This is a genomic window from Catellatospora chokoriensis, assembly GCF_011297315.1.
GTDB classification, from domain to species: Bacteria; Actinomycetota; Actinomycetes; order Mycobacteriales; family Micromonosporaceae; genus Catellatospora; species Catellatospora citrea.
On sequence record NZ_JAAOTI010000031.1, the window covers coordinates 45,528 to 58,831 of the forward strand.

A 13,304-nucleotide genomic window follows, 5' to 3' on the forward strand; every position below is an offset into this window, starting at 1 on the left:
CCTACCAATGAACTAGCTAAACTACCTATATGAGGCTCGATTAGGTAGTTTAGCTAGTTCGTTAGCTAGTTTCATCGCACCCTCGTGAGAGTCACCTCGACGGACTGGCCGGTGTTCGACGGGCCCGCGTAGACGCCCTTGAGCGGGGGCACGTCGCCGTAGTCGCGGCCCCGGCCGACGACCACGTGGCGCTCGCCGACCGGCACGCCGTTCGTCGGGTCGTACGCGTGCCACTGTCCCGACCACCATTCCACCCACGCGTGGCTCTGCCCGGTCACCGGCTTGCCCAGCGGCGCGTTCGGGGTCGGGTGCAGGTAACCGGAGACGTACCGCGCGGGCAGGCCCATGGCTCGTAGCAGCGCCACGGACAGGTGCGAGATGTCCTGGCAGACACCCTGCCTCTGCCGCCACACGTGCACCGCGTCGGTCATCACCCCGGTCGCCCCCGGCGTGTACTCCACCTCGCGCCGGACCAGATCGAACACGGCCAGCGCCGCCGCGTCCGGGCCGTGCGCGGCCCGCAGCTCGACGGCCAGCGCGCCGAGCTCCTCGTCCAGCGCGGTGCGCGGCGTCGGCAGCAGCAGTTCCTGCCAGCGGTCGACGTCGTCCGGGTCGGTCAGCTCCGCCCAGGACGGGCCGTCGGCGCGCAGCGTGGCGGGGCCGGAGGTCTCCACGGTCGCGTCGGCGACCACCTCCAGCACCTCGTGCGGCACCTGCACGTCGAACGACGTCACCGTGGTGCCCCAGTAGTCCTGGTAGCGGTAGGTCCGGGCGGTGGGCCACACGCTGACCCGGTCGTCGAGCACCGTCTGCCGCGCCTCCGAGCTGGGCGACATCCGCGCCTCGTTGTACGACGAAGCCACCGGCCCCCCGTACTGGAACCCCGTCCGATGCCGAATCTGCAACCGCCACCCCGGCCCCGAGATCGTCATCGCGACCCCTCCCTGCACTCCGCGCCCCGGCGGTCCACCCACCTGGCGCAACTCTGAAAGACATGCGCCTTCGGCGCGTCCTGGAGGCCGCGACTCTTGCAGAGTTGCGGCGTAGTGGGGCGGCGGATCATGCCACCGCTCCGGCCTGCCAGTGGACGGCGGCGGTCTGGCGGAAGTAGCGGGCCGAGACCGCGTCGTTGACCTGGGAGCAGGTGCGTTCCAGGCCGGACAGGACGGGGCCGAGGTCGGCGAGCAGTTCCTCGGGGGCGCGGTAGGCGAGGTCGGTGCGAGCGCGGCCCAGGATGCGCTGGGCGTCGGTGCCCACGCCGACCCGGCCGGTGCGGGTGGTGCCGCCGGTCGGCTCCAGCTCGGCCAGGCAGGACTCGGCCGTGACCAGTGCGGCCAGGATCGAGCGCGGGAACAGCCGGTCGAGCAGCAGGAACTCGGCGGCATGCCGGTCGCTGAGCGAGCCGCGGTAGGTGCGCAGGTAGGTCTCCCACGCCCCGCACGAGCGCAGCAGGGTCAGCCAGTTCGGGATGCTGCCGCCCGCGCGGGTGTGCGTGGACAGCAGCCGGGCGGTCATGTCGACCCGTTCCACGCTGCGGCCCAGCACCAGGAACAGCCAGCCCTCGTCCCGGCTCATGGTGGCGTCGGCGAGCCCGGCCAGCACCGAGCAGCGCTCGCGCACCCAGGTGAAGAACTGGTGCACGCCGCCCTCCTCGATGCGGCGGCGCGAACCGGCCAGGCCGAGCCAGGTGGTGTTGAGGCACTCCCACATCTCGGCGCTGACCGTCTCGCGCGCGCCGCGGGCGTTCTCCCGGGCCGCGGCCAGCGCGCCCAGCACCGAGCTGGTGCTGGTCAGGTCGAGGCCGAGGCGTTCCACGACGCCCGGCAGGCTGGCGCTCTCCTCCGGGCCCAGCGGCAGTCCCATGACCGCCAGCAGGGACCGGCAGGCCTGCTCCTCGTCGGTCCACGGGTCCTGCAGCATCCGGTGCAGGTGCACGTCGAGGATGCGGGCGGTGTCCTCGGCGCGTTCGACGTAGCGCCCGATCCAGTAGAGCGATTCGGCGATCCGGCTCAGCATCGGTCCCTCCCGTCGGCTCGTGCCTGCTGCTGCTGTTGCTGCTGCTGGTTGTTGCCGGACTGACCGGGCCCGGGGTCGGGTCGGCGCGGCGAGGGGATCACCGCGATCTCGTCGGGGAACGGGTCCTGCTGCCATTCCTCGGCCGGGGCGCCCGGCTCGGGCAGCACCCAGGTGTCCTTCGAGCCGCCGCCCTGGCTGGAGTTGACCACCAGCGCGCCTTCGGGCAGCGCGACCCGGGTCAGGCCGCCGGGCAGCACCCGCACCTGGTTGCCGTCGTTGACCGCGAACGGCCGCAGGTCCACGTGCCGCGGGCGGAGCCGGTCCTCGATCAGGGTCGGCACCATGGACAGCTTCACCTCGCGCTGCGCGATCCAGCCGCGCGGATCGAGCTGGATGCGCTGGCGTACGTGCTCCAGCTGCTCCTCGGTGGCCTGCGAGCCGATCACGATGCCCGCGCCGCCGGAGCCGTCGACCGGCTTGAGCACCAGCTCGTCCAGCCGGCTCAGCACGTGGGTGCGCACGTCCGGGTCGTCGAGCCGGTAGGTCTCCACGTTGGACAGCAGCGGTTCCTCGCCGAGGTAGTAGCGGATCAGGTCCGGCACGTACGTGTAGAGCAGCTTGTCGTCGGCGACGCCGTTGCCGATCGCGTTGGCGATGGTGACGTTGCCTGCCCGCGCGGCGTTGAGCAGGCCCGCGCAGCCGAGCATCGAGTCGGCCCGGAAGTGCACCGGGTCCAGGAACTCGTCGTCGATGCGCCGGTAGATGACGTCGACCCGCTGCTCGCCCGCGGTGGTGCGCATGGCCACCTCGTTGCCGGCGCAGACCAGGTCACGCCCCTCGACCAGCTCCACGCCCATCTCCCGGGCCAGCAGCGCGTGCTCGAAGTAGGCCGAGTTGTGCACGCCGGGGGTGAGCACCACCACGGTCGGATCGTCCACTCCGGCCGGTGCGGAGGCACGCAAGGCCTGCAGGAGCATGCCGGGGTACGACTCGACGGGGCGCACCCGCGTCTGCGCGAACACCTCGGGCAGCACGTGCGCCATGGCGCGCCGGTTCTCCATCACATAGCTCACCCCGGACGGGGTGCGCACGTTGTCCTCCAGCACCCGGAACTCGCCGGCCTCGTCGCGGATCAGGTCGACCCCGGCGACGTGCACGCGCACCCCGTTCGGCGGCACGATGCCGGCCGCCTCACGGTGGAAGTGGGCGCTGGTCACGATGATGCGCCTTGGCACGACGCCGTCGCGCAGGACATGGCCCTCGCCGTACACGTCGGCCAGGAACGCCTCCAGCGCCCGCACCCGCTGGGCGACTCCCGCCTCGACCTGCCGCCACTGCTCGGCGGCGATGATGCGGGGCACGATGTCGAGCGGGAACGGCCGCTCGACGCCCTTCAGGGCGAACGTGATGCCCTGGTCGAGGAAGGCTCTGGCCAGCACCTCGGCCCGGACTCTCAGCTCGCCGCCGGCCAGCGGGCGCAGCGTCGCGTGGAGTGCCTCGTAGGTCGGCCGGGGCTCGCCCGGAACCCCGAACATCTCGTCCCAGCCGGGACCGAGCGGGTAATCCTCGAAAAGGTCCGCCATGTCCCGACGCTACGCGGACCGCGTTGCGATTGCGTAAACGATGTGAGATGTGGGACGGGTCCTTTGTGGATGATCGCCGCTCCGTGTCGAAAACCGAGGTCTGACCCCGGATTCCGGCACGAAACAGCGATCACCGCCGTGGCGCTACTCGACGTCGTGCTGCATCAGCTGGCGGGCGGCCTCGGCGAGGCTGCCGCTCAGCGACGGGTAGATGGTGATGGTGTGGGCGAGCTGGTCCACGGTCATGTGGTTCTCCACCGCCATGGTCAGCGGCATGATCAGCTCGCTGGCGCGGGGCGCGACGACGACGCCGCCGACCACGATGCCGCTGGCCGGGCGGCAGAACAGCTTGATGAAGCCGTCGTCGAGGCCGGCCATCTTGGCGCGGGCGTTGCCGGCCAGCGGCAGCATGACCTGCCGGGCCGGGACCTTGCCGCTGTCCACGTCGGCCTGCGAGACGCCGACGGTGGCCAGCTCCGGGTCGGTGAACACGTTCGCGGCGACGGTGCGCAGCCGCAGCGGGGCCACCGCCTCGCCGAGCGCGTGCCACATCGCGATGCGGCCCTGCATGGCCGCGACACTGGCCAGCGGGAGCACGCCGGTGCAGTCGCCGGCCGCGTACACCCCGGGCACGTTGGTGCGCGACACCCGGTCGACCGTGACGTAACCGCCGGGGCCCACGTTGACGCCGTATTCGGTCAGGCCCAGGTCGGCGGTGTTGGGGATGGAGCCGACCGCCATCAGCGCGTGCGAGCCGGTGACCACCCGGCCGTCGGACAGGGTCACCTCGACGCCGTCGCCGACCCGCTTGACCGCGTCGGCCCGCGAGTTGTTCAGGATGGTCATGCCGCGGGTCCGGAACACCCGCTCGATGGCCATCGCCGCGTCGGCGTCCTCGTGCGGCATGACCCGGTCGCGGGACGACACCAGGGTGACCGGCACGCCCATGGCCAGGTAGGACGAGGCGAACTCGGCGCCGGTGACGCCGGAGCCGATGACGATCAGGTGCTCGGGCAGCGCGGGCAGGTCGTACACCTGCCGCCAGGTCAGGATGCGCTCGCCGTCGGGCACCGCCGAGGGCAGCCGGCGCGGCGTCGCGCCGGTCGCGATCAGCACCGTGCCCGCGTCGATGGCGTACTCGGCGTCGCCGTCGGCCGGGCGCACCCGCACCCGGTGGGTGTGCCCGAGCGTGTCGTCACCCATCTTGGCGGTGCCCTTGACCAGGGTGACCCCGGCCTTGATCAGCTTGGCGTGGATGTCGCCGGACTGCGCCAGGGCCAGCCGCTTGACCCGGCCGTGCACCGCGGCGGCGTCGACGGTGACGGTCCCCGGGCCCTCGGAGTGGACGCCGAACTCCTCGGTGTCGCGATAGCTCGTCACGACCTCGGAGCTGGCGATGAAGGTCTTGGACGGGACGCAGTCGTGCAGCACGCAGGCGCCGCCGGCACCGTCGGCTTCCACGACCGTGACGTCCGCGTCGAGCTGCGCGGCGACGAGCGCCGCCTCGTATCCGGCGGGGCCGCCACCGATGATCACAATCCGACTCACGGTGTCATTCTTCCCTACCGGGCAAGTCCGCCAGGCGCGGATGCGACCCGGCTCACGCTCACCGAGTGTGCTCGAAAAGACACCGAGTGGTCCGACACGCACGGGCGTATTCTCAGCGAGCGGTCCGGGCGGCTATCGTCATCGCCGTGCGTCATTACGCAGCGTACGGCTCGAACCTGGACCCAGCCCGCATGCGGGCCTACTGTCCGCACTCGCCTATGGTCGGGACCGGCTGGCTCGAAGATTGGCGGCTGACCTTCGCAGGCGAGGACGAGGTCGGCTGGGAAGGCGCGGTCACCACGATCGTCGAATCGCCCGGAGACAGGATCTTCGTGGCGCTCTACGACGTGCACCCGTGGGACGAGGCGGCGCTCGACGAGGTCGAGGGCGCGAACGCGGGCACCTACACCAAGCTGCAGCTACGGGTCGCGACGCTCGACGGCAGCGCGCTGGCCTACGTCTACGTCTTCCACGGCTACGAGGGCGGCCTGCCCACCGCCTGGTACCTGTCCGAGATCGCGAACGCGGCGGAGAAGGCGGGCGCCCCCGACGACTACGTCGCCGCGCTGCGCGCCCGGCCCACCCGCACCGTCCGGCCCTAGTCCAGGGCCGGACGCTCGTAGATGTCGGCCTGGTAGGCCGCCCGCATGCCCACCCCGGTGTAGAGCCGGATGGCCTCGGTCGGGTTCGCCAGGTCCACGCCGAGACCCGCCGACACCCGGCCGTTGGCCAGGTAACGCGCGAACGCGGCGGCCAGCAGCGCGCGGCCCACCCCGCGCTTGCGGAACTCGGCGCGCACGGCCAGGTGCTTCACCCAGCCCTCGTTGACGGCCTCGCTCTGCTCCGAGGACTGCAGGATGCCGGCCACGGCCCCGTCGACCTCGGCGACGAACCACTCGTCCAGGCGCACCCGGTGCCCGTCGAGGAAGCGCTCGCGCCACCGGTCGTAGCCGGTCGGCTGGTAGTCGGGCGTGTCCCGGAACGCCGCGTCCAGCACCGCGAAGAACTCAGGCATCTCGTCCCCGCGCACCGGGCGCACGGTCACGCCGGGCACCGCGGCGACCGGCGGCGCGGGCAGGTCGAGCTGCATGCGGGCATACTGCTTCACGAACTCGAAGCCCGCCTCGGTCAGCGACTCGATCCAGTAGGCCTCGACCGGGATGGCCCCGGCCCGGACCGTGCCCTCGCCGCCGCGCTCCCGCGCCCGGCGCTCGGTCTCCGCGAGCATCCGGGCCAGCAGCGGCCGCATCGCGGGGCGGCCGCCTTCCGGGTGCACGTACACCTCCAGGAAGTCACGCGGGGCGGTGCCCGGGTTCTCCAGGTAGCCCCAGCCCGCGATCGCACCGGCGGCGGTCACCGCGACCGTGCTGTACGGCCCGGCCAGCGCCTCGGCGACGTCCTCGGGGGCGAAGTCGGCGAAACCGACCGCGGTCATGTCACTGGCGTGCACGAGCGCCAGCAGGTCGTCGGCGTCGGAGTCGCGCGTCGGCCGGAATGACCAGCCCTCGGGAAGTTCGTTCGTCACGCCGCCATCCTGGCAATCCGCCCCGGAAGGTCACCACCGGTTTAGCCCCACCCGCCCCGCGCACGCGCGCCAAGATCGCTCGACTTGCCGGGCAAGTGGTCGAATGTGGCCTCAAGATACGCACAGGTGCCAGGCAAGTCCGATGATCAAGGGCGGTCAGCGGCGGCGGGTGAAGACGGTGCGGGTGGTGTCCTTGAGGATGGTGATCCATTCGCCGCGCTCGGCGGGGGTGAAGTTCTGCACGGCCTGGCCGCTGATGCGGTCGGCCACCGCGTCCGCCCAGGCGCGGCGGCGCAGCAGCGGAGCCACCGGCGGGTACGGCGGCTGCCAGCCGAACGCCACCGCGGCCGCCTCGCCCTCGGGGCCGGCGATCAGCGCCTCCATCGGGCTCAGGCCGCTGGACCGCACCCCGAGCAGCAGTGCCCCGGCCCGGTGCTCGCGCAGCAGGTGCAGCGCGACGGCGGCCCGCGCGCCCGACCCGTCCCCGGGCACCGGCATCGCCCGCCACGCCGCGAACAGCGGCAGGCCCGCGCCGTCGGCGGCGAGCACCGCCTTCTCGGTCAGCTCGACCAGGCGGTCCACCTTCGGCGCGTCGTCGAGGTGCTCGCTGCCCCAGCGGCAGCACTCGGCCAGCAGGTGCGCCGCGACCTCGCGGGGCGACAGGGCACGGCGGGCCGCGTCCCAGCCGTCGCGCACGGCCTCGGGGGTGATCAGGCCCAGTGCCGCGGCCACGGTGTCGGGGCGTACGTCGCCCAGCGCCCCGCCCCGCCCGGCGACGTAGCAGGCCCAGCCGGTGAGGCCGAGTTCGCGGGCGCGCCGCAGGGTCCGGGGGCATTCCAGGAACGCGCCGCCGAGCCGGTTCACCGCATCGGCCGCCATCGCCGCGGTCTGCATCGGCGTCGCCGTCAGAGGGGGTGTCACAGGTGGATTGTGCCGCGCCGGACGCGCCGGGTCAGCCCCCCGGAAAGCGGGTGCGACGTGGACCGGGCCGCCCTAGGCTGACCCGCGTTGCATACACCCTCGTCGAAAGCGTGGTGCGCGGTGCGCGCGGACATGTACTTCTCGGTCGATGTCGAGGCCGACGGACCGATCCCGGGGCCGTACTCGATGCTGAGCTTCGGCGCGGCGGTGGCCGGGACCATGGGCGAGGCGTTCGCGCGGACCGACCCGGCCGCGGCGACGTTCTACCGCGAGCTGCGCCCGATCAGCGACGAGTTCGTGCCGGCGGCGCTGGAGGTCTCCGGGCTGGACCGCGCGGCGCTGCAGCGTGACGGGGCCGATCCGGCGGTGGCGATGCGCGAGTTCAACCGGTGGGTGACCGCGACCGCGGGCGAGGCCCGGCCGGTCTTCGTGGCGTATCCGGCCAGCTTCGACTGGATGTTCGTGTACTGGTACCTGATCCGGTTCACCGGGGCGAGCGTGTTCGGCCACTCGGGGTGCCTGGACGTGAAGACGGCGTACGCGATCAGGGCGGGTGTGCCGTTCGGCCGGGCGCACAAGCGGGCGATGCCGAAGCAGCTGCTGTCCACCCGGCCGCACACCCACCACGCCCTCGACGACGCGGTCGAGCAGGCCGACCTGTTCGCGAACCTGATGTCCTGGCAGCCCTAGGCGTCCACGGTCGCCCCGGGCGCGAGCCGGGCGTATTCGGCTCCCGCCCGCGCCGTCATCAGGGCGTCGGTCAGGGTGAGGCCGTTGTCCGAGAGCAGGCTGTCGTGCAGCGCGTACGCCCGCTGCGGCCGGACCGCGCGGACGAAGTCGATCGCCTCGGAGATCTTCAGCCAGGGCGCGGAGACCGGCACGAACAGCGTCTGCACGGTCGCACCCTCGGGCGCGTCGAACGAGTCCCCGGGGTGGTAGAGCGACTCGTTGACCAGGAAGCCCAGGTTCGCCACCTGGGGGATCTCCGGGTGGATCACGGCGTGCAAGCCGCCGTACGCGCGTACCAGCAGGTTGGCCGCGGTGAACGCGTGCCCGGCGGTGACCCCGACCGCCGCGCCGTCCCACTGCGCGGAGAACTTGTCCACCACGTCCGGGTGGGCGTAGATGGCGATCGAAGGCCGCTTGGCCAGCGCGTCGGCCAGCCGGTCGGCGTCCACGTGGTCGGCGTGCTCGTGGGTCAGCAGCACCGCGTCGGCCCCGTCGAGGGCGCGCTCCGACTCGCTCCATGCCCCGGGATCGATCACCACGACCGCGTCGTCGTGCTCGATACGCAGGCAGGAGTGCGAGAACTTCGTCACCCGCATCGGTGGCCGCCTTTCCATCTCTGTCCGGTTCCGTGTCCCGACTGTCGTCCTTCCGTGACCAGTCTGCCGGAACCTGAGGGGTCATGAGTGACGTCCGGAAAGGCATGAAGAAGACGTTCGTAGTAGCGGCGCTCAGCGGTCTGCTGTTGCTGGCGGGGTGTTCCTCGTCGTCGTATGACAGCGGCACGGACGCCAGCGCGGAGAAGCCCGCCGCCGGCGACCTGGCCTACCCGGGTGCGGAGGGCGGGGCGAATCTCGGCGAGAAGGCCGGCGCGCCCCAGGCCCCCGCGCCCGACGGCGTCACCGCCACCGGCGGGCCGGTCGTCGGCCGGTCCCTGATCTACCGCGGTGAGCTGTCCGTGCGCGTCGACGACGTCGCCGCGTCCGCGGACCGGCTGACCTCGCTGGTCACCACGGCCGGCGGGCACATCGGCGCGGAGAAGCGGGTCAACGACGGCACCGAGTCCCAGGCCTCGATCACGGTCCGGGTGCCCGCGAAGCAGTTCCACGGCGTGGTGGAGCAGATCGCGAAGCTGGGCACCGAGGTCAACCGCAGTTCGAATACCGAGGACGTCACCGAGGCCGTCGTCGACCTGGACACCCGCATCGCCGCCCAGCGCGCCAGCGTGGAGTCGGTGCGCCGGATGTTCACGCAGGCCAAGCAGCTCAGCGAGGTGGTGATGCTGGAGCGCGAGCTGAACCAGCGGCAGGCCGAGCTGGCCTCCCTGGAGCGCAAGAAGGCCGGCCTGGACGACCTGGTCTCGCTGTCCACGATCACGGTGACGCTGGTCGGGCCGCACACCGAGCTGCCCGAGCCCGAGAAGGAGCCCGCACCGGGCTTCCTGGGCGGCCTGGCGGCCGGCTGGGACGCCTTCGTCGCCACGGTGCAGGTGGCCCTGGCGGTGCTGGGCTTCCTGCTGCCGTTCCTGATCGCGCTGGCGATCCCGGTCGGCGTCGTGGTCGCGCTGCGCCGCCGCCGCACCACACCGGCCCCGGTCCCCGTGGCCCCGGTCCCCGCGACCGTGGCCGCGGCTCCGCCCGCGGCACCCGACGAGGACTGACCCGGAGACGACGAGGCCCCCGGCACCTCGCGGTGCCGGGGGCCTCGTGTCGACCGAGGAAGAAGATCGGGTCAGAAGGAGGGGGAGGCCAGGGCCGCCAGGGCGGTGTGCACCATGGTGCGCACGCCGTAGCCGATGGCGCGCTCGTCGACGTCGAAGGCGGACTGGTGGATGTCCATCGGGGCCGCGCCGGGGATGCCGGTGCCCAGGCGGATCATCGCGCCGGGCACGTGCTCCAGGTAGAACGCGAAGTCCTCGCCGCCCATGCTGATCTCGGCCTCGACGACCCGCTCCGCGCCCAGCGCCGCGCCGGCCGCGCCCGCGATCACCGCCGACGCCATCCGGTCGTTGATCACCGGCGGCACGCCGCGGGTGTATCGCACGTCGGCTTTCGCCCCGGTGCCGGCGACCACATCCTTGATCAGCTGAGTGACCAGGTCGGGCGCCTCGCGCCAGGCATCGCGGTTGAGCACCCGGATGGTGCCCTTGGCGCTGCCCTCGTTGGGGATGGCGTTCGAGGCCTCCCCCGCGTGGATCGAGCCGAAGACCATGGACAGGCCGGCCCGCGGGTCGACCCGGCGGCCCAGCAGCGCGGGCACCTCGGTCACCACCCGGCCCAGCGCGTACACCAGGTCCGCGGTCAGGTGGGGGCGGGCGGTGTGGCCACCCTTGCCGCTCAGCCGCACCTCGACCGCGTCACAGGCGGCGGTGATGGCGCCCGAGCGCACACCCACGATGCCCACCGGCAGCTGCGGCGCGCAGTGCAGCGCGTAGATCGCCGCGACGTCCTTCAGCGCCCCCGCGGAGATCATCTCGGGCGCGCCCGAGTTGATCGACTCCTCGGCGGGCTGGAAGATCAACCGCACCCGGCCGCCGATGCCGCCCTGCTGCTCCAGCTGGGCCAGCGCCAGGCCGACCCCGAGCAGCACGGTGGTGTGCACGTCGTGCCCGCAGGCGTGGGCCGCGTTGGGCACCGTCGAGCGGTACGGCACGTCCTTGGTGTCGGGCAGCGGCAGCGCGTCGAGATCGGCCCGCAGCGCGATGACGCGGTCACCGGAGCCGATGTCGCACATGACGCCGTTGCCCCGGGGCAGGAACTTCGGCTGCAGCCCGGCGGCCGAGAGCTCGCGGGCGACCAGTGCGGCGGTCTCGAACTCCTGGTGCGAGAGTTCCGGGTGCGCGTGAAGGTGACGCCGTACCGCTACCAGGTTCGCGCCGTGCGCGGCGAGCCAGCGGTCGAGCCGGCCAGGTAGCGGATCGGTGTCCGACATGATCTCGGACACCATGGACGACGTCAGCAAGCTGCTCTTGGGCAGCGCCAGCGCACTCGTCACGGCAGATTCTCGATCTCGGTCGATGGGATAAACAGCGTCCAGCCTAGCCCTGCACCGGTGACTCTGCGCAACTGCGTTCTTGTAGTAGTTGTGTCGCTCAGAGTCACATTCGAGCAGGTAGGAGCCTTCGCAAGTGTGCAGGACCCTCGATGGCAAGTGTCCTCACCTCCTACAACGGGTGACGACGTGCCGGGTCACGCATCACGCGAGACTGACATCACCGCCCGAATACCCGTCGCACATTCGGTGCGCACCGATCACCCCGGCGGGGATTCCCGCCGGGGTGGGTGAAGATCGTGCGTCAGAACGTCTCGCGGGGGGCGTGTACGCCCCAGACGCCGCGCAGGGCGTGACAGACCTCACCGACGGTGGCCTTGAGGCGCAGGGCCTGGCGCATCGGGTAGAGCACGTTCTCCGTGCCGTGCGCGGCGGCGCGCAGCTTGTCCAGGGCCGCCCCCACCGCGTCGTTGTCACGCTCGGCGCGCAGCCGGACCAGGCGGGCGGCCTGCTCGGCCTCGATCGCCGGGTTCACCCGCAGCGGCTCGTACGGCTCCTCCACGTCGATGGTGAACCGGTTCAGACCCACCACCACCCGCTCGCGGGAGTCGATCTCCAGCGCCGTGCGGTACGCCGAGGACTCGATCTCGCGCTTCTGGAAGCCGGCCTCGATCGCGTCGACCGCGGAGCCGTGCTCGAAGACGCGCTTGATCAGCGCCTGCGCCTCGGCCTCGATCTCGTCGGTCATCGCCTCGACCACGTACGAGCCCGCGAACGGGTCGACCGTGGCGGTCAGGTCGGTCTCGTACGCGAGCACCTGCTGGGTGCGCAGGGCGAGCCGGGCCGCCTTCTCGGTGGGCAGGGCGATGGCCTCGTCGTAGGAGTTGGTGTGCAGCGACTGGGTGCCGCCCATGATCGCGCCGAGCGCCTGCGCGGTGACCCGGACCAGGTTGACCTCGGGCTGCTGGGCGGTGAGCTGCACGCCCGCGGTCTGGGTGTGGAAGCGCAGCATCCACGACTTGGGGTCCTTGGCCCCGAACTCCTCGCGCATCACCTTCGCCCAGATGCGACGGGCCGCGCGGAACTTCGCGACCTCCTCCAGCAGCGTGGTGCGGGCGACGAAGAAGAACGACAGGCGCGGGGCGAACGCGTCCACGTCCAGGCCCGCCGCGATCGCGGCGCGCACGTACTCGATGCCGTCGGCCAGCGTGAACGCGATCTCCTGCACGGGCGTCGCGCCCGCCTCCGCCATGTGGTAGCCGGAGATCGAGATGGTGTTCCACTTGGGAATCTCGGTCCGGCAGTAGGCGAACGTGTCGGCGACCAGGCGCAGCGACGGCTTGGGCGGGAAGATGTACGTCCCCCGGGCGATGTACTCCTTGAGGATGTCGTTCTGGATGGTGCCGTTGAGCTTGTCGCCCGGCACCCCCTGCTCCTCGGCGACCAGCTGGTAGAGCAGCAGCAGCACGCTGCCCGGCGCGTTGATCGTCATCGAGGTGGACACCTTGTCCAGCGGGATGTCCTTGAACAGCAGCCGCATGTCCTCGATCGAGTCGATCGCGACGCCCACCTTGCCGACCTCGCCGTGCGCGATCGGCTCGTCGGAGTCGTACCCCATCTGGGTGGGCAGGTCGAAGGCCACGGACAGGCCCATGGTGCCCGCGTTCAGCAGCTGGTGGTAGCGAGCGTTCGACTCCACCGCCGTGCCGAACCCGGCGTACTGGCGCATGGTCCACGGCCGCGAGGTGTACATGGTCGGGTACACACCCCGGGTGAAGGGGTATTGACCAGGCTTTTCGCCGTCGGCCGGGCCGTATACGGGCTCGATCGGGAAGCCGGACTCGCTACGCCGTGTTGAACGCTCGTTCATACCCGGGATGTTAGGCGGCGGCGCCGTCCGCCGGGGTGAGGGATTGCGCACATCACTTACACCCAGGGTGATGACAGGCGGACGGAACCGTGAAATTCGGCCCCAGAACCCGCCCACGGCTTTC

Annotated in this window: 12 protein-coding genes; 3 read left to right on the forward strand and 9 right to left on the reverse strand. The window is 71.7% G+C overall.

The window, feature by feature from the left end:
- Window positions 1-71: 71 nt before the first annotated feature.
- From HAV39_RS34455 to HAV39_RS34470, 4 genes are all read right to left on the reverse strand, one after another.
- Window positions 72-932: a transglutaminase family protein gene (locus HAV39_RS34455; protein ID WP_191843357.1), complete on the reverse strand. Its 861-nt coding sequence runs from the start codon at window positions 930-932 to the stop codon at window positions 72-74.
- Window positions 933-1,059: 127 nt separating this feature from the next.
- On the reverse strand, window positions 1,060-2,016 hold the full coding sequence (locus HAV39_RS34460) for an alpha-E domain-containing protein (protein ID WP_120318062.1): 957 nt from the start codon (window positions 2,014-2,016) through the stop codon (window positions 1,060-1,062).
- Window positions 2,010-3,599, reverse strand: coding sequence for a circularly permuted type 2 ATP-grasp protein (locus tag HAV39_RS34465; protein WP_120318061.1), 1,590 nt, complete (start codon window positions 3,597-3,599; stop codon window positions 2,010-2,012). Before HAV39_RS34465 ends, HAV39_RS34460 begins: the two co-directional genes overlap by 7 nt.
- Window positions 3,600-3,743: 144 nt before the next feature.
- Window positions 3,744-5,147, reverse strand: coding sequence for an NAD(P)H-quinone dehydrogenase (locus HAV39_RS34470; RefSeq protein ID WP_191843358.1), 1,404 nt, complete (start codon window positions 5,145-5,147; stop codon window positions 3,744-3,746).
- Between the two features lie 146 nt (window positions 5,148-5,293).
- Here HAV39_RS34470 and HAV39_RS34475 point away from each other — a divergent pair, with 146 nt between their 5' ends.
- Window positions 5,294-5,749, forward strand: coding sequence for a gamma-glutamylcyclotransferase family protein (locus tag HAV39_RS34475; RefSeq protein WP_120318058.1), 456 nt, complete (start codon window positions 5,294-5,296; stop codon window positions 5,747-5,749).
- Here HAV39_RS34475 and HAV39_RS34480 read toward each other — a convergent pair.
- Window positions 5,746-6,672 (reverse strand): GNAT family N-acetyltransferase, encoded by a 927-nt coding sequence (locus HAV39_RS34480; RefSeq protein ID WP_239120408.1) that lies wholly within the window; start codon window positions 6,670-6,672, stop codon window positions 5,746-5,748. The two genes, HAV39_RS34475 and HAV39_RS34480, sit on opposite strands and share 4 nt — an antisense overlap.
- A 156-nt stretch (window positions 6,673-6,828) precedes the next feature.
- Entirely contained in the window at window positions 6,829-7,566 is a 738-nt protein-coding gene (locus HAV39_RS34485; RefSeq protein ID WP_191843399.1) for an SCO6745 family protein, read from the reverse strand.
- Between the two features lie 147 nt (window positions 7,567-7,713).
- On the opposite strand from HAV39_RS34485, the gene HAV39_RS34490 reads away from it, so the two are divergent.
- A complete protein-coding gene (locus tag HAV39_RS34490) occupies window positions 7,714-8,283 on the forward strand; it encodes a 3'-5' exonuclease family protein (protein WP_203736169.1) in 570 nt (189 codons plus the stop codon).
- On the opposite strand, the gene HAV39_RS34495 is transcribed toward HAV39_RS34490, so the two are convergent.
- Entirely contained in the window at window positions 8,280-8,918 is a 639-nt protein-coding gene (locus HAV39_RS34495) for an MBL fold metallo-hydrolase (protein ID WP_191843359.1), read from the reverse strand. The two genes, HAV39_RS34490 and HAV39_RS34495, sit on opposite strands and share 4 nt — an antisense overlap.
- Window positions 8,919-9,001: 83 nt before the next feature.
- On the opposite strand from HAV39_RS34495, the gene HAV39_RS34500 reads away from it, so the two are divergent.
- Entirely contained in the window at window positions 9,002-9,979 is a 978-nt protein-coding gene (locus HAV39_RS34500) for a DUF4349 domain-containing protein (protein WP_191843360.1), read from the forward strand.
- 71 nt (window positions 9,980-10,050) lie between these two features.
- On the opposite strand, the gene HAV39_RS34505 is transcribed toward HAV39_RS34500, so the two are convergent.
- A complete protein-coding gene (locus tag HAV39_RS34505; RefSeq protein WP_191843361.1) occupies window positions 10,051-11,313 on the reverse strand; it encodes an amidohydrolase in 1,263 nt (420 codons plus the stop codon).
- Between the two features lie 301 nt (window positions 11,314-11,614).
- Window positions 11,615-13,180, reverse strand: coding sequence for an acyl-CoA mutase large subunit family protein (locus tag HAV39_RS34510; RefSeq protein WP_191843362.1), 1,566 nt, complete (start codon window positions 13,178-13,180; stop codon window positions 11,615-11,617).
- Window positions 13,181-13,304 lie beyond the last annotated feature (124 nt).

What these genes read in the sequence shown, in the direction of transcription:
- HAV39_RS34455 (WP_191843357.1), bottom strand. Translation starts at nt 932, where the DNA reads ATGACGATCTCGGGGCCGGGGTGGCGGTTGCAGATTCGGCATCGGACG.
- HAV39_RS34460 (WP_120318062.1), bottom strand. Translation starts at nt 2,016, where the DNA reads ATGCTGAGCCGGATCGCCGAATCGCTCTACTGGATCGGGCGCTACGTC.
- HAV39_RS34465 (WP_120318061.1), bottom strand. Translation starts at nt 3,599, where the DNA reads ATGGCGGACCTTTTCGAGGATTACCCGCTCGGTCCCGGCTGGGACGAG.
- HAV39_RS34485 (WP_191843399.1), bottom strand. Translation starts at nt 7,566, where the DNA reads ATGCAGACCGCGGCGATGGCGGCCGATGCGGTGAACCGGCTCGGCGGC.
- HAV39_RS34495 (WP_191843359.1), bottom strand. Translation starts at nt 8,918, where the DNA reads ATGCGGGTGACGAAGTTCTCGCACTCCTGCCTGCGTATCGAGCACGAC.
- HAV39_RS34500 (WP_191843360.1), top strand. Translation starts at nt 9,002, where the DNA reads ATGAGTGACGTCCGGAAAGGCATGAAGAAGACGTTCGTAGTAGCGGCG.
- HAV39_RS34510 (WP_191843362.1), bottom strand. Translation starts at nt 13,180, where the DNA reads ATGAACGAGCGTTCAACACGGCGTAGCGAGTCCGGCTTCCCGATCGAG.